This window comes from Pseudomonas sp. YuFO8 (assembly GCF_035065025.1).
Taxonomy (GTDB): domain Bacteria; phylum Pseudomonadota; class Gammaproteobacteria; order Pseudomonadales; family Pseudomonadaceae; genus Aquipseudomonas; species Aquipseudomonas putida_AE.
In genome coordinates, this window is the sequence record NZ_JAXDEQ010000007.1 from 65,470 (window position 1) to 80,453 (window position 14,984).

Consider the following 14,984-nt stretch of genomic DNA (forward strand, 5'->3'; position numbering starts at 1 on the left):
TAGAACCCTTGCGCTGCACTTTGCCCTGCCTTCATTCCTTCGGAGGCAGGCGCAATTTGATCGTCATCAGACAAGGAGTTGCAGCCATGGCCAAGGGATATTTCATTCGCAAGGGCGACAAGACCAGTTGCGGTGGCGAGGTGCTGGAAACCGATACCCGCATCATGATGTTCGGCTTCGCCCATGCTCGCGAGGGGTATCAGCAAAGGGTCGAAAACGTCGTGGCGCCGGGCGGCAAACTGATCGCAGATCCGAAGACGCGCAACAAGGCGATCAATGCCGCCTACGCGCAATTGTGGCGCCTCGATCCACGATTTCAGTGGGCAGGGCTGGCGGCCTTCGCCTCGAAACAGGTGGGCTGTGGATTGCTGCACGCGGCCGAGACGATCGAGAAGATGCAAGCGGAAGAGCAGGCGATACAGCAACTGAGGGACAGTGCCAGACAAGGACTCGGAGGCTTGTTCAGCCGCAGCGAGTGGGAAAAGCGCGCGAAAATTCGCGAGTTCGAGCAGCGCCAGCACGAGTACGAACAGGCCAACCGTGACAACCCGGTGTGGGGCTTCACCCACTGGGGTGCCGACATGCCCTTGTCGTACTCGCAACGGATGTACCGGTTTGTGTACGAGATGCTGGCGATGGGCAATACCACGCTGTTTTTGGATGTGTATCCGCTGCATGTGTTCTACAGGGAACGTGGGCTGGAGGCGCTGAAGGATTGCCTGCCTTCACGGAAAAACATCTATGGGAGTGGGCAGTATCCGGTGCTGTGGCCGGTCGGACAGGAAAAGCTGAGATTCGGGACTGACCATAAGGAAATCCTGCAAGCCTTTGAAGCGTCACTAACTTGCCCTCCGGTGCTGCCCAAGCCATTGAACTGACGCTGGCTAGCCAATGCAGCCCCGTCGATGACAGGCGCACTATTGGTTTTGGCAACAACCCCGTTGCCAACCTGGCCAACATCGACTAGCGCATGGCTTTCGTGCTGAGGGCGGCGCAGCAATTTGATGATCTGCTGCAGGGCGACCAGCGCGAGCAGATTGAGCAATCGATTCGGGATATTGCCTGGGGTGGAGGCGTGCGATGAACCTGATGCAACGCATGGGTTGGCGACACGGCATATTGGCACTGCCGGTCGCGGTCCTCGTGACACTGGCCGCGATTGAGGCCCTATCGAATGAACCGGAAATTTCGCTGGTAATTGGTGAGCCGTACGAAGCCATGCGCCAGCGTTCCAGCGCAAGAATCGATCCAGTCATATCTGGGCACTCCTGGTTCAATGCTCCCAAGTCTGATGCCCGCCTGCGTTTCGCAGATCCTGAGTTTGGCTTTGTAACCCCACTGGCCCGGTTCTTCACGGTGGGTTTTGGACGTGATGAACGGATAGACGGTGTCCGTATGTCCCCACAAGTCGAGCCACTGCTGCTCGACGATACCCTCAAGGTCGTACTGGATCTGCAAGACCAATTATGCAAGGCCGGCTGGACACCCATCCGCATCAAGGAAGACCCACCGTTCGCCGACACGCCAGAGTGGCGAGCCCGATTGCGCGACGTGAACAAGGGCGGAACATCCTATTGGCATGCAGACGACAAGTACCAGGTGATGCTGGTGGTTGGTCGTTTCAGGGACGAGAAGCGTCCCACAGAGGAGCGCTACCTCATCACGCTGGCACTGGCCAAGCCATGGACGAATCCCTGACTTTTACTCATCGCGACAAGATCAAGCTTTCAGCATTAACCCCATGCATCGGAAGCTGTCGCCAAATCCATCCCAAGATGCCATCTACACTCAGTAACCATATCGCCTCCCCCGAGACCTCTCCAACGTGCCCAGCATCTACCAGATCAAACCCGCGTTCCAAAACCTCCTGCGCCCCCTGGTCCGGCGCCTGTTCGACAAGGGCACCACCGCCAACCAGATCACCCTGATCGCCGGCATCGGCTCGATCCTGGTGGGCTTGGTGATCGCAAGTTTCGTGCATCACCCCTGGATCTTTGCACTGGTACCCATCTGGATGATCGTGCGCATGGCGCTCAACGCCATCGACGGCATGCTGGCTCGGGAATTCAACCAGCAGTCGCGTTTGGGGGCGTATTTGAATGAGCTGTGCGACATCACTGCCGACTGCGCCCTGATCCTGCCGTTCGCCCTGCTGCCCGGCGTCAGCCTGTGGCTGGTGTTGCTGGTGGCGCTGCTCGCCTTGTTCAGCGAGTACAGCGGCGTGCTGGGGCCGATGGTCGGGGCTTCGCGGCGCTATGACGGGCCCATGGGCAAAAGTGACCGGGCGTTTGTCCTGGGGGTGGTGGCCGCTGGCATCGTACCGGGCTGGATCGGCGCGTTCTGGATCAACACGGTGTTCGCGATCATCGCGATGCTGCTGGTTTATACCTTGATCAACCGGGTCCGCCAGGGCCTCAGGGAAGCACAAATTGACAGCTCTTCAGCCTAAGGAAATGGCAATGCGCGAAGCACAACAACAGACATTCACCACCCACGATGACGTGCAACTGTTCTACCGACACTGGCCCGGCACCCCGGAACCTGGGGAGCCGCGCAAGGCCGTGCTGCTGTTTCACCGCGGCCACGAACACTCCGGGCGCATTGCCCATCTGGTGGATGAACTGGACCTGCCCGGTTTTGACTTCTTTGCCTGGGATGCCCGGGGCCATGGCCTCTCGCCGGGCGCCCGGGGCGACAGCCCCGGCTTTGCCACCAGCGTGCGGGACGTGCAGACTTTCTGTGAGCACCTGAGCGCGACCTACCAGATCGACGAAGAAAATACTGCGGTGATCGCGCAAAGCGTCGGCGCGGTGATCGTCGCCACCTGGGCCCACGATTACGCGCCACGCATCCGAGCGCTGGTGCTGGCGTCCCCGGCGTTCAAGGTCAAGCTCTATGTGCCCTTCGCCCGCCAGGGATTGGCACTGATGCGTCGATGGCGCGGCAATTTTTTCGTCAACAGCTACGTCAAGGCGCGCTTTCTCAGCCACGACCCGCAGCGCGTCGCCAGTTATGACAGCGATCCGCTGATCACCAAGGCCATTTCAGTCAATGTCCTGCTCGGTCTCTACGAGGCCGCCGAACGGGTCGTGGCCGATGCCCAGGCCATAACAATACCCACCCAGCTGTTGATCTCCGGTGCCGACTTCGTCGTGCATCGCCAACCCCAGGAGCAGTTCTTCGAGCGCCTGGGCAGCCTGCGCAAGGAAAAACACATCCTGCCGGGGTTCTTCCACGACACCCTGGGCGAAAAGAACCGCGGGCACGCCGTCGCCAGCGCACGTCGCTTCATCCTGCAGAACTTCGCACAGCCGAGCGAACGCCCCAGCCTGCTGAATGCCGATCGCCTGGGCCTGACCTGCGCCGAATCCGAATCGCTGGCCGCGCCGCTGCCGCACAACTCACTGCGCGACCTGTATTGGCGCATGACCCGCGCCAGCATGCACCTGGGCAGCCAACTGTCGTCCGGGATCAAGCTGGGGTTCGACACCGGCTTCGACTCCGGCAGCACTCTGGACTACGTCTATCGCAACACAGCCACGGGCAAGTCAGGCGTCGGCCGCCTGATCGACCGCAATTACCTCGATTCCATCGGCTGGCGCGGCATTCGCCAACGCAAGCTGCACGTCGAAGAACTGCTGCGCCTGGCGATGCAGCAATTGCGCGACCAGGGCCGCGAAGTGCGCATCGTCGACATCGCCGCCGGCCACGGACGCTACATTCTCGAAGCCTTGCAGGGCGTCAGCCCGTTACCCGAGTCGATCCTGTTGCGCGACTACAGCGACATCAACGTGCGCGACGGCAGCGCGCTGATCCGCGAGAAAGGCCTGGAAGGGATCGCACAATTCGTCAAGGGCGACGCCTTCGACCGTGCCGACCTGGCTGCGCTGCAACCCAAGCCGACCCTGGCGGTGGTCTCCGGTCTGTACGAGCTGTTCGCAGACAACCAGATGGTCGCGGCTTCCCTAGCTGGCCTGGCCGAAGCCGTGGAGCCTGGCGGATACCTGGTCTATACCGGCCAACCCTGGCATCCGCAACTGGAACTGATCGCCCGCGCCTTGACCAGCCACCGTGAAGGCCAGGCCTGGGTCATGCGCCGGCGCACCCAGGTGGAAATGGACCAACGGGTGGAGGCCGCCGGTTTTCGCAAGGTCAGCATGCGCGTCGACGAGTGGGGCATTTTCAGCGTGGCTCTCGCGCAACGGGTGTCTTGATGCTGCGCAACACGACGACGACACGCGAACCCGGTTTGCTCAAACCTGCGCTGCTCTGGCTGCTGCTCCTGGCGCCGTTGTTCTTCGGCACCTACGGGTTTGCCACCTGGTTCACCACCCAGCGCGACGATGTCGGCAGCCTGGTATTCGGCTGGGAAAACCACATGCCGTTCTGGGCCTGGACCATCGTCCCCTACTGGTCCATCGACTTGCTGTACGGCCTATCCCTGCTGCTGCCCGACAGTCGCCAGGAACTCAAGCGCCACGCCTTGCGCCTGCTGACCGCGCAACTCATTGCGGTCAGCTGTTTCCTGATCTGGCCGTTGCGCTTCACCTTCGCCCGGCCGGAACTGGACGGCGTATTCGGCTGGCTGTTCGATGTCCTGGCAGGCTTTGACAAGCCATTCAATCAGGCGCCATCCCTGCACATCGCCTTGCTGGTGATCCTGTGGACTTGCTACCACCGGCACTTGCAGGGCCTCTGGCGCGGATTGATGCATGCCTGGTTCATCCTCATCGGGATCTCGGTGCTGACCACTTACCAGCACCACTTCATCGATCTGCCGACCGGCGTGCTGCTTGGCTGGCTGTGTGTCTGGCTGTGGCCACTGGAGGGACCTGGCCCTTTGCAGCGCGCCCGACTGGCAACCGGGAAAAAACGCTGGCAATTGGCGCTGTATTACCTGGTGGGGGCTGCTGCTTTCGCCGTCCCGGCCTTCAGCTTCGGGGGCATCTGGCTGTGGCTGACCTGGCCTGCATCGGCCTTGCTGCTGGTGGTGCTCAATTACGCCGTGCTGGGTGCAGAAGGTTTTCAGAAAGGCGCCGATGGACGCCTGTCCCCTGCCGCACGCTGGTTGATGGCGCCCTACCTGGCTGCCGCCTGGCTCAACTCGCGCCTGTGGACGCGCAACAATCCGCAGCCTGACCAGGTGCTCGATGACGTCTGGCTGGGGCGCATACCGACTGGCCGGGAACTCAAGGGCAGCCCCTTCAGTGCCGTGTTCGACCTGTGTTCCGAACTGTCGCTCGATCCTGGCAGCGTCGCCTATCGCACGCTACCGGTGCTGGACTTGACCACCCCCACCCCCTTGCAATGCCAGCAAGCCGCGTTGGCCATCGAAAGCCTGCGCCAGCACGGGCCGCTACTGGTCTGCTGCGCCTTGGGCTATTCGCGCAGCGCCACCGCAGTCGCCGCCTGGCTGCTGCACACCGGGCGGGCCAGCAGTGTCGCCGAAGCCTTTTTGGTGATCCAGCGCGCACGCCCGGGGATTGTTCTGGGTCTCCTGCACCGAGAGGCGCTGGAGCCGTTGGCGACCCGCTTGGAGAAGAAAGGTGTCCATTGATATGCAACTGCAGGTGACAGCCAGTCTGTTGCGTCGTGGCGACTCCCTGGATCGATTGTCCAGCGGCCTTACCCTGCTCGGCGTCTTGCTCGGCCTGGGCCAGTACCTGATGCCCGGCCCGGGGTTGTGGAGCCTGGCCTGCAGCGGCGGACTACTGGTGCTCGGCCTGTGGCAAAAATACTGGGCACTGCGGGTAGCCTTCGACGCCGATCTGTTCCGCCATCTGGCCGACCGTGCCGAAGACCTGCCCCAGCGCACCCAAGACCTGGACCAGGCGCTGACGGCCCTGGGCCTGCAACCTGCCGAGCGCGGCGGCCGCCCCTGGAGCGAACGCATCGCCGGCGCCTTGAAACTGTTACGACGCCAGGCATTGCTGGTGGCGGCCCAACTGTTGTTGACCCTGGTGTTCATCCTGGCCAACCCCTGGCTGGCCTATGCCGAATAAGGAGCTCTCATGCTGGAACCCGTGGTTGCCACCCTCATCACCTCGGCCGCGCGCCTGCTCACCGGAGCGCGCAGCCTTTGGCTCGGTTGTGCGCCGCAACCGGTACAGCGCATCTATTTCGCCAACCACAGCAGTCATGGCGATTTCGTCCTGCTGTGGGCCTCCCTGCCGCCGACCTTGCGCCGCATCACGCGACCGGTTGCCGGTGCGGATTACTGGCTCAAGAGCCCCCTGCGCCGGTACATTATCAACCAGGTGTTCAACGGCGTGCTGATTGACCGCGAGCGCAAGGACAGTACCGACAATCCCTTGCAGCCAATGCTCGACGCCCTGGCGAGCGGCGATTCGCTGATCCTCTTCCCGGAAGGCACCCGCAATCCCGAAGACGGCCTGCTGCCCTTCAAGAGCGGGCTGTATCACCTGGCAAAGCAGTATCCCCAGGCGCAGGTAATCCCGGTGTGGATCGCCAATCTCAACCGCGTCATGCCCAAGGGGCGTGTGCTGCCGCTGCCGCTGTTATGCACCATCAGCTTTGGTGCCGCGCTGGCCATCGACGAAGACGAAAGCAAGGCGCAGTTCCTCGAACGCAGTCGCGAAGCGCTGCTGAGCCTGGCCGGGGAGCATGCCTGACATGGACAGACAGACCTTGATGTTGTTCGCCGGGATTGGCGCGTTCCTGCTGCTGGCCTCGATCATCGGCCTGGTGCTCAAGCGCCGCACCCGCGGTACCGACAACCCGGTGATCGACAACCTCAACGCGCGGATCAACGCCTGGTGGGTGATGGTGCTGGTGATCGGGGTCGCCTTCTGGCTCGGCACCGGCGCGGTGATCCTGCTGTTCTACACCGTGTCGTTCTACGCCCTGCGCGAATTCCTCACCCTCACGCCCACCCGCCGCAGCGACTACCCGGCATTGGTCGCGGCCTTCTACCTGGCGCTGCCGCTGCAGTACCTGTTGATCTACTACGACTGGTACGGGCTGTTTTCGATCTTCATTCCGGTCTACGTGTTCTTGCTCCTGCCGATCCTCGCTTCCCTGGGCGGCGACAGCACGCACTTCCTCGAGCGCGCCTCGAAAGTCCAGTGGGGCCTGATGATCGCGGTGTTCTGCGTCTCCCATGTGCCCGCCCTGCTGACGTTGGACATCGTCGGGTATGAGGGACGAAACCTGCTGTTGATCGCCTATCTGGTGATCGTGGTGCAGATGTCGGATGTACTGCAGTACGTGTGCGGCAAATTGTTCGGCAAACGCAAGATCGCCCCGAACCTGTCGCCCTCCAAGACCCTGGAAGGGTTTGTCGGCGGCATTGTCCTGGCCTCGCTGATCGGCTGTGCCTTGTGGTGGATCACGCCGTTCACCCCCTGGCAGTCACTGGTCATCGCCCTGCTGATCAACTTGCTGGGGTTCGCCGGCGGCATCGTCATGTCGGCGATCAAGCGCGACCGTGGCGTCAAGGACTGGGGGCACATGATCGAAGGCCATGGCGGCATGCTCGATCGACTGGACTCGGTGTGCTTTGCGGCGCCGATCTTCTTCCATCTGGTGCGCTATGGCTGGACTTGACCCCACCGAATCACGCCCGCAAAAAAGGGCGCCTGATGGCGCCCTTTTTCTGCTCTGGCTTAGTGTTGCAGAGCCGGTTTTTGCGTCCCGTTGATCGGGATGCGCTTGGCTTTCGCCTCTTCCGGAACCACCCGCAACAGGTCGATGCTCAACAGACCGTTGCGCAGGTCCGCGGCCTTGATCTCGATGTGATCGGCCAGGCGGAACGACAGCTTGAACGCACGCTGGGCGATGCCCTGGTGCAGGAAGGTCACGTCCTCATTGGCGTCGCGTTTGCCACCACTGATGGTCAGCACACCCTTCTCGACTTGCAGGTCCAGGTCTTCTTCCTGGAAACCGGCCGCCGCCACGACGATGCGGTATTGATCGTCGCCGTGTTTTTCAACGTTGTAGGGTGGGTAGGTGCTGCCCGGCTCGTTGCGCAGCGCAGTTTCGAACAGGTCGTTGAAACGGTCGAAACCGACAGAGGAACGGAACAGTGGAGCCAGGGAAAATGCAGTACTCATGATTCAAATCTCCTGAAAACAATCAGCAAGGTTTTTTGTCTCCGCGACCCGAATTCGGCATCGCGTACCCCTTAGATAGGGACCGCTGAGTGCATTTCAAGAGATTTTTTGAAGATTTTTTTCAGGCCGCTTCAGCCACCTGGAGCCCCAGCAAACGCGACACCTGGTCCAGTTCCGTCTCACGGCGCAGCACGCTGAACAGCTCGACCGCCTCGGGATAGTTGCGCGTCAGCATGGCCAGCCATTGCTTCAGGCGACCGGGCGATTGACGCGCGGTCATCTGCGCCTTGGCTTGCAGCCAGAAATCCTGGATCAATGGCAACAGCTCGGCCCAGGTCATCTCGACGACCTCTTCACCGGCCTTGGCCGCGACAATCTGCCGGGCCAGGTCGGGGCGCGAGACCAGGCCGCGACCGAGCATGATGTCTTCCACCCCACTGATTTCCCGGCAACGGCGCCAGTCTTCGACGCTCCAGATATCGCCGTTGGCGAACACCGGCACCTTGACCACTTCCTGCACGCGCGGGATCCACTCCCAATGCGCCGGCGGCTTGTAGCCATCGACCTTGGTCCGGGCATGCACCACGATATGCTCGGCGCCGCCCTCGGCCAGCGCGGTGGCGCAGACCAGCGAACCGTCCGGGCTGTCGAAGCCCAGGCGCATCTTGGCGGTCACCGGAATGTGCGCGGGCACGGCGCGTCGCACGTGCTCGACGATCTGGTTGAGCAGTTCGGGCTCCTTGAGCAACACCGCGCCGCCACGGGACTTGTTCACGGTCTTGGCCGGGCAGCCGAAGTTCAGGTCGATCACTTCAGAGCCCAGCTCGCAGGCCAGCGCGGCGTTTTCCGCCAGGCACACAGGATCCGAACCCAACAGCTGCACACGCAACGGCACACCGGAGGCCGTCCGGGCACCGTTGAGCAATTCCGGGCCGAATTTGTGGAAGTAGGCCGGCGTGAGCAACTGGTCGTTGACCCGAATGAACTCGGTCACGCACCAGTCGATGCCACCCACTCGGGTCAGTACGTCGCGCAGGATGTCGTCGACCAGCCCCTCCATGGGCGCCAGGGCAATTTGCATGGGGAAAACACTACTCAAGGAAAAAACGTGCGGTAGTTTACCGGGTTTCACCCCCCTGTAGGAGCTGCCGCAGGCTGCGATCTCTTGACTTTGATTTTAAGATCAAAAGATCGCAGCCTGCGGCAGCTCCTACAGGGGGATTGTGTCAGGCAGGGGTTTGGATGGCGGGGCCATAGCCTTCGATGAATTCGGCCGGCATGCGCTTGGGCTTGCCGCTGGACAGTTCAATGCAGACGAAAGTGGTCTGGGCGCGCAACAGGGTGGTGTTGTCGCTGGGACGCTTCAACTGGAAATGCCGGGTCATTTTCAGGCGCTGGTCCCAATCGACGATCCAGGTCGCCAATTGCAACTCGTCGCCTTCATAGGCAGCCGCCAGGTAATCGATCTCGTGGCGCACCACCGCCATCGCCCGGTCCAGGCGCCGATACTCGACCAGATCCAGGCCAAGGCGCTGGGAGTGGCGCCACGCACAGCGTTCGAGCCAGCTCACGTACACCGCGTTATTGGCATGCCCCAGCCCATCGATGTCCTCGGCACCCACTTGCAGATCAATGATAAACGGCGTTGCCCGATCCCAGCCCATGCCCCACTCCCCGGTCAGATTGATTCGACCGGGGCAGTGTAACGGATGCTCAGGCCGATTGGCGCGATTGCAGGCTGCGACCGGCCAGCAGTGATAACACGCCATCAATGACCCGTGGGTCGGCCAGTACCCGCTGATGGCCGCCTTCCTGCAGGCGCAGCAGACGACTGTCGAACCAGGATTCGTGGATCAGTTGCGATTCCTTGACCGGAACGTGGGTGTCGTCTTCGGCATGCACGATCAGGCCTGGCATGTCGAGCTGGTAGTGCGCGACATCCAGCATCGCAGCGCGCATGCCGACATCGGTCTCGACCTGGCGGATGAACGCCGAACGGGCTTTCGGCGGCAGCCCTACATAGCGGGCGAAACCGCGCAATACTCCGAGGATCCGCGCCGGGGCAGCAATGCTGACCAGGGTTTCGGTGCGCAGGCCCAACTGCACGGCGAGCATCGCACTGGCGCCGCCCATGGAGTGGCCGATGACCGCTTGCAGCGGCGGTAACTCGGCGGCGGCTTCGAGCATGGCACGGGCGAACAGCACCACGTTCGCCTCGCGCCCGGGAGACCGACCATGGGCCGGGCCGTCCAGGGCGACCACCGAATAACCGGCATCGACCAGCGCCGTTATCAGGCTGGCGAACTGCGTGGGCCGCCCTTCCCAGCCGTGCATCAGCAATACTGCCGGGCCCTGCCCCCAACGCAGTGCCGACAGACCGAAACGCAGGGTGATGCGCTCCGACTTTGCCAGCAGCGGCAGCTCCCAGTCACGGGGCGGGAAGTCGCGCGGCGTCATGAACGCCAGGCGCATCTTGCTCGCCACCAGCTTCGGGGCGAACCAGCCCAAGGTGCCATTAACGCCACGAACCCACTTCAACGTGCTCATCGCATTCTCCCCAGGCCGCAGCCTTCAGGTCAACGCACCGCCGACTTGGCCGCGCGCAGCAATCGATCGGATAAATCACCGGGGCCCAGCGCCCGTGCCAGCGCCAGGCCGCCCACCATCAAGGCCAGGTCGGCCAGGGCTTTGTCGGTGTCTTCAGGACTGGCCGCCAACTGCGCGACCATCAGCTCCATATGTTCATTCAGCGCGATTCGAAACGCCTCGGGCAGGCGACCGAGCTCACCGATCGAGGCCGGGATCGGGCACGCCGACTCGCTGGAGTCGCGGTGCTTGCGTGACAGATAAAACGCTGCGACCAGGGTGCGGCGCTCTTCACCGGTCAATTGGGCATCCATGTCGGCAATCAGGTCACGGCGGTGACCCAGCAACTGCTTGAACGCCTCCAGCATCATGGCGTCCTTGCTTTCGAAGTGCGCATAAAAGCCGCCGACCGTCAGGCCGGCTGCGCCCATCACTTCGCCAACGCTCGGCTCGGCCGGACCACGCTGGATCAGCGCGGCGCTGGCAGCCTTGAGGATGCGTTCGCGGGTTTGAGCTTTTTTATCGTTCATCGTTGCCTCCGAATATTACGACTAGAATATTATTCTCATAATAATATTCTGCAAGTCATGGGTGTGACCGCTGGTCTGAAGAACAGTTTGAGAGAAAGAGGGGGATTTGGCCAAACGCCAGACAAACAAAAGGGCCATTCAATAATTGAATGACCCTTATAAAATCCCGCAGAGCGGGTAATCGTGGCGTCCCCTAGGGGACTCGAACCCCTGTTACCGCCGTGAAAGGGCGGTGTCCTAGGCCACTAGACGAAGGGGACACAAACCCTTCTATACAACTGATCAGTGCTGAGAGCTGATCGATTCAAGGCCGGTGTGGCCAGACCTTGAACTTGTAAAATTGGTGGAGCTAAGCGGGATCGAACCGCTGACCTCCTGCATGCCATGCAGGCGCTCTCCCAGCTGAGCTATAGCCCCGGATTTTTCGCCTCGCGGCGGAACGACATCTTGCAACATCGTTTCTGTAAAACTGGCGTCCCCTAGGGGACTCGAACCCCTGTTACCGCCGTGAAAGGGCGGTGTCCTAGGCCACTAGACGAAGGGGACGCAAACCCTTCTATACAACAGATCAACGCTGAGTGTTGATCGCTTCAAGGCCGGTGTGGCCAGACCTTGAAGTGTAAATTGGTGGAGCTAGACGGGATCGAACCGTCGACCTCTTGCATGCCATGCAAGCGCTCTCCCAGCTGAGCTATAGCCCCTCATCGTTGATGCATCTTCGATGTCATCGCTGAGGACGGGGCGAATCTTAAGGGCGTATCGAAAGCCTGTCAAACTTATTTTTCAAAAAATTTAAAATTTTTTGCCGACATAACAACCACTTACCGCCCTCGCCCAAGAAATCCGGGAGGTTTACACAGAACACGGACCTGTAGGAGCTGCCGCAGGCTGCGATCTTTTGACGTTGGCTTTATAGAAGCAAGATCAAAAGATCGCAGCCTGCGGCAGCTCCTAAAGGGGGAAATCAGGCGATTGCGCCCAACAGCTTTTCCCACTCCTTGTTTTCTTTCTTCGACACGCCGCCCAGCAGGTCGATCGCCTGGCGCAGACGGAAACGGGTCAGGTCCGGCCCGAGGATTTCCATTGCATCAAGCACCGACACCGAACTGGCTTGCCCTGTGATCGCGGCGAACATCAGCGGCATGGCATCACGCAGCTTCAGCTCCAGGGATTCGACCACCGCCTGGATGGTCGCGGTGATGTTGTCTTTTTCCCACTGGCGCAGGCTTTCGAGTTTCCACAGGATCAACTGCATCAACTGGCGAACCTGGTCACCCGACAGCTTCTTCGATTCGAACAGCGTGGCGTCGGGGTTCACGCCACCGGCAAAGAAGAACCCGGCCAGCGGTGCCACCTGGCTGAAGGTCTCGACGCGGCCCTGCACGTGCGGCGCGATCTTCATCATGTATTCGGAATTGATCGCCCACTTCTGCACGCGCGCGGCGAATTCTTCCACCGGCAGGTCACGCAGCCACTGGCCGTTGAGCCACGACAGCTTCTCGATGTCGAAAATCGGCCCGCCGAGGGAGACGCGCTTGAGGTCGAAATTGTCGACCATTTCCTGCAGCGAGAACTTCTCGCGCTCGTCCGGCATCGACCAGCCCATGCGGCCCAGGTAGTTGAGCATGGCTTCAGGCATGAAGCCCATGCGCTCGTAGAAGGTCACCGACGTCGGGTTCTTGCGCTTGGACAGCTTGCTCTTGTCCGGGTTACGCAGCAGCGGCATGTAGCACAGCTCTGGTTGTTCCCAGCCGAAGTACTCGTAAAGCAGGATCAGTTTCGGTGCCGATGGCAGCCACTCTTCGCCGCGCAATACATGGGTGATGCCCATCAGGTGGTCATCGACCACGTTGGCCAGGAAGTACGTCGGCAGGCCGTCGGTCTTCATCAGGACTTGCATGTCCATGCGGTCCCACGGGATTTCCACGTCGCCACGCAGCATGTCCGGCACCACGCAGACGCCTTCGCTCGGCACCTTCATGCGGATCACGTGGGGTTCACCAGCGGCCAGGCGGCGCGCCACTTCTTCCTTGGACAGCAACAGCGCGCGGCCGTCGTAACGCGGGGTTTCGCCACGGGCCATTTGCTCGGCGCGCATCTGGTCCAGCTCTTCGGCGGTGCAGAAGCACGGGAAGGCATGGCCCATTTCGACCAACTGCTGGCAATACTTCTGGTAAATATCGCCGCGCTCACTCTGCCGGTACGGACCGTGCGGGCCGCCGACGTCCGGGCCTTCGCTCCAGTCGATGCCCAGCCAGCGCAGGGCGTCGAAAATCTGCTGTTCCGATTCGCGGGTCGAGCGCAGCTGGTCGGTGTCCTCGATCCGCAGGATGAACTCACCGCCGTGCTGCTTGGCAAAGCAGTAGTTGAACAATGCGATGTAAGCGGTACCTACGTGGGGGTCCCCGGTAGGCGATGGCGCGATGCGCGTGCGGACGGTGGTCATGGCAAGTCTCGAAAAAGAAGGTCAAACAAAGGGCGAATGGTAACAGGCGACACCCGCCCCGCTCCAGTGAACAGGGCATTTAAGCCAAGGTTGCGTCTACAACGCGCGTATAGCGTGGTGAATGGCCGAATATCAGCCGATGGCATTTACCGTTTATCGGCTGTATGCCAGATTCACCTGCTGATAACTTTCCTTACATATTCTCGACTACAGTTTGCCCCATGCCTGCCCAACTCAAGCGTCGCCTATCCATCTTCCTGTTGATTGTCCTGCTGATCGCCGGGGGCTTTTTTGCCCATTGGTTTTTCAACGGGCGCTTTTATGAAAGCACTGACAACGCCTATGTCCAGGGCGAGATCACCCGCGTGTCGAGCCAGTTGGGTGCACGAATCGATCAGGTGCTGGTGCAGGACAACCAGCACGTCGAGAAAGGCCAGTTGCTGATCAGGCTCGAAGGCGACGATTTCCGCCTCGCCGTCGACCGCGCCAATTCGACCCTCGCCACCCGCCAGGCCGAACGCCTGCAAGCCCAGAGCAAACTGACCCAGCAGGCCAGCCTGATTGCCGCCAGCGATGCGCAAGTGGCATCCAGCCAGGCAAGCCTGGGCCGTTCCCAGATCGACCTGACCCGCGCCGAGACCTTGCGCAAGCCCGGTTATGTCTCCGAAGAGCGCGTGACCACCCTCTCCGCCGACAACCACATCGCCCGCTCGCAACTGACCAAAGCCCAGGCGGATGCCCAGGGACAACGCCAGCAGGTCAACGCATTGACCGCTGAAATCAAACGCCTCGACGCGCAGATCGCCAATGCCAGGGCCGACCTGGCCCAGGCCGAGCTGAACCTCACCCGCAGTGAAATCCATGCGCCGATCAGCGGCCTGATCGGCCAACGTGCCGCCCGTGAAGGCCAGTACGTGCAGGCCGGCGCCTACCTGCTGTCGGTGGTGCCCGATGAAGACATCTGGATCCAGGCCAACTTCAAGGAAACCCAGATCGGCCACATGCAGCCCGGGCAGAAGGCTGAGCTGACCTTCGACGCCTACGGCGACACGCCGATCGAGGCGCGGGTCGACAGCCTGTTCGCCGCCTCGGGTGCGCAGTTCAGCCTGCTGCCGCCAGACAATGCCACCGGCAACTTCACCAAGGTCGTACAACGCATACCGGTCAAACTGACTTTCGCCGCCGACAACCCGCTGCGCGGCAAGATTCGCCCGGGCATGTCGGTCACCGCCAAGGTGAATATCAAGGACGCACCGGACAACGCCAGCGCCAAATTGAGCAGCCAAGACAACCCTGACGATGGCCGGTGATCAACTGATCCGCCCGGTCGGCGAGCCGACCCGGCGGGAC

Annotated in this window: 15 protein-coding genes and 4 tRNA genes; 9 read left to right on the top strand and 10 right to left on the bottom strand. The window is 61.5% G+C overall.

The window, feature by feature from the left end; genetic code table 11:
- Positions 1–8 precede the first annotated feature (8 nt).
- The 8 genes from SOP95_RS08720 to SOP95_RS08755 all read left to right on the top strand — a co-directional run bounded on the left by SOP95_RS08720 (position 9) and on the right by SOP95_RS08755 (position 7,566).
- A complete protein-coding gene (locus SOP95_RS08720; protein WP_323606839.1) occupies positions 9–878 on the top strand; it encodes a DUF2515 family protein in 870 nt (289 codons plus the stop codon).
- Positions 879–1,080: 202 nt separating this feature from the next.
- Positions 1,081–1,698 carry a hypothetical protein gene (locus SOP95_RS08725; RefSeq protein WP_323606840.1) on the top strand — a complete coding sequence of 206 codons (618 nt, stop codon included), beginning with the start codon at positions 1,081–1,083 and terminating at the stop codon, positions 1,696–1,698.
- A gap of 127 nt (positions 1,699–1,825) precedes the next feature.
- A complete protein-coding gene (locus SOP95_RS08730; protein WP_323606841.1) occupies positions 1,826–2,449 on the top strand; it encodes a CDP-alcohol phosphatidyltransferase family protein in 624 nt (207 codons plus the stop codon).
- Between the two features lie 10 nt (positions 2,450–2,459).
- Positions 2,460–4,214 (top strand): bifunctional alpha/beta hydrolase/class I SAM-dependent methyltransferase, encoded by a 1,755-nt coding sequence (locus SOP95_RS08735; protein ID WP_323606842.1) that lies wholly within the window; start codon positions 2,460–2,462, stop codon positions 4,212–4,214.
- Positions 4,214–5,557, top strand: coding sequence for a phosphatase PAP2/dual specificity phosphatase family protein (locus tag SOP95_RS08740; RefSeq protein WP_323606843.1), 1,344 nt, complete (start codon positions 4,214–4,216; stop codon positions 5,555–5,557). The genes SOP95_RS08735 and SOP95_RS08740 overlap by 1 nt, the downstream gene beginning before the upstream one ends.
- Positions 5,547–6,002, top strand: coding sequence for a hypothetical protein (locus tag SOP95_RS08745; protein ID WP_323606844.1), 456 nt, complete (start codon positions 5,547–5,549; stop codon positions 6,000–6,002). Before SOP95_RS08740 ends, SOP95_RS08745 begins: the two co-directional genes overlap by 11 nt.
- A gap of 9 nt (positions 6,003–6,011) precedes the next feature.
- Entirely contained in the window at positions 6,012–6,632 is a 621-nt protein-coding gene (locus SOP95_RS08750; RefSeq protein ID WP_323606845.1) for a lysophospholipid acyltransferase family protein, read from the top strand.
- 1 nt (position 6,633) lies between these two features.
- The gene (locus SOP95_RS08755; protein WP_274075433.1) at positions 6,634–7,566 is read left to right on the top strand and encodes a phosphatidate cytidylyltransferase; all 933 of its coding nucleotides are present in this window, start codon (positions 6,634–6,636) and stop codon (positions 7,564–7,566) included.
- Positions 7,567–7,625: 59 nt separating this feature from the next.
- On the opposite strand, the gene SOP95_RS08760 is transcribed toward SOP95_RS08755, so the two are convergent.
- The 10 genes from SOP95_RS08760 to gltX form a co-directional block, all read right to left on the bottom strand.
- Entirely contained in the window at positions 7,626–8,072 is a 447-nt protein-coding gene (locus SOP95_RS08760) for an Hsp20 family protein (RefSeq protein WP_323606846.1), read from the bottom strand.
- A gap of 121 nt (positions 8,073–8,193) precedes the next feature.
- The gene (locus tag SOP95_RS08765; protein WP_274075434.1) at positions 8,194–9,153 is read right to left on the bottom strand and encodes a tRNA dihydrouridine synthase; all 960 of its coding nucleotides are present in this window, start codon (positions 9,151–9,153) and stop codon (positions 8,194–8,196) included.
- 145 nt (positions 9,154–9,298) lie between these two features.
- Positions 9,299–9,736, bottom strand: coding sequence for an acyl-CoA thioesterase (locus SOP95_RS08770; protein ID WP_323606847.1), 438 nt, complete (start codon positions 9,734–9,736; stop codon positions 9,299–9,301).
- 49 nt (positions 9,737–9,785) lie between these two features.
- Entirely contained in the window at positions 9,786–10,619 is an 834-nt protein-coding gene (locus tag SOP95_RS08775; protein ID WP_274075436.1) for an alpha/beta fold hydrolase, read from the bottom strand.
- 29 nt (positions 10,620–10,648) lie between these two features.
- Entirely contained in the window at positions 10,649–11,188 is a 540-nt protein-coding gene (locus SOP95_RS08780) for a TetR/AcrR family transcriptional regulator (RefSeq protein WP_274075437.1), read from the bottom strand.
- A gap of 184 nt (positions 11,189–11,372) precedes the next feature.
- Positions 11,373–11,448, bottom strand: a tRNA-Glu gene (locus tag SOP95_RS08785).
- A gap of 81 nt (positions 11,449–11,529) precedes the next feature.
- Positions 11,530–11,605 (bottom strand) — tRNA-Ala (locus SOP95_RS08790).
- A 53-nt stretch (positions 11,606–11,658) separates the two neighbouring features.
- Positions 11,659–11,734: transfer RNA gene (locus SOP95_RS08795), tRNA-Glu, on the bottom strand.
- 79 nt (positions 11,735–11,813) lie between these two features.
- Positions 11,814–11,889: transfer RNA gene (locus tag SOP95_RS08800), tRNA-Ala, on the bottom strand.
- A gap of 263 nt (positions 11,890–12,152) precedes the next feature.
- Positions 12,153–13,634 (bottom strand): glutamate--tRNA ligase, encoded by a 1,482-nt coding sequence (gene gltX / locus SOP95_RS08805; protein WP_323606848.1) that lies wholly within the window; start codon positions 13,632–13,634, stop codon positions 12,153–12,155.
- A gap of 221 nt (positions 13,635–13,855) precedes the next feature.
- On the opposite strand from gltX, the gene SOP95_RS08810 reads away from it, so the two are divergent.
- Positions 13,856–14,944, top strand: coding sequence for an HlyD family secretion protein (locus tag SOP95_RS08810; protein ID WP_323606849.1), 1,089 nt, complete (start codon positions 13,856–13,858; stop codon positions 14,942–14,944).
- Positions 14,945–14,984: the final 40 nt, after the last annotated feature.

Coding starts and splice junctions, on each gene's coding strand:
- SOP95_RS08725 (WP_323606840.1), top strand. CDS start 1,081: ATGAACCTGATGCAACGCATGGGTTGGCGACACGGCATATTGGCACTG.
- SOP95_RS08735 (WP_323606842.1), top strand. CDS start 2,460: ATGCGCGAAGCACAACAACAGACATTCACCACCCACGATGACGTGCAA.
- SOP95_RS08740 (WP_323606843.1), top strand. CDS start 4,214: ATGCTGCGCAACACGACGACGACACGCGAACCCGGTTTGCTCAAACCT.
- SOP95_RS08750 (WP_323606845.1), top strand. CDS start 6,012: ATGCTGGAACCCGTGGTTGCCACCCTCATCACCTCGGCCGCGCGCCTG.
- SOP95_RS08755 (WP_274075433.1), top strand. CDS start 6,634: ATGGACAGACAGACCTTGATGTTGTTCGCCGGGATTGGCGCGTTCCTG.
- SOP95_RS08760 (WP_323606846.1), bottom strand. CDS start 8,072: ATGAGTACTGCATTTTCCCTGGCTCCACTGTTCCGTTCCTCTGTCGGT.
- SOP95_RS08765 (WP_274075434.1), bottom strand. CDS start 9,153: ATGCAAATTGCCCTGGCGCCCATGGAGGGGCTGGTCGACGACATCCTG.
- SOP95_RS08770 (WP_323606847.1), bottom strand. CDS start 9,736: ATGGGCTGGGATCGGGCAACGCCGTTTATCATTGATCTGCAAGTGGGT.
- SOP95_RS08775 (WP_274075436.1), bottom strand. CDS start 10,619: ATGAGCACGTTGAAGTGGGTTCGTGGCGTTAATGGCACCTTGGGCTGG.
- SOP95_RS08780 (WP_274075437.1), bottom strand. CDS start 11,188: ATGAACGATAAAAAAGCTCAAACCCGCGAACGCATCCTCAAGGCTGCC.
- gltX (WP_323606848.1), bottom strand. CDS start 13,634: ATGACCACCGTCCGCACGCGCATCGCGCCATCGCCTACCGGGGACCCC.
- SOP95_RS08810 (WP_323606849.1), top strand. CDS start 13,856: ATGCCTGCCCAACTCAAGCGTCGCCTATCCATCTTCCTGTTGATTGTC.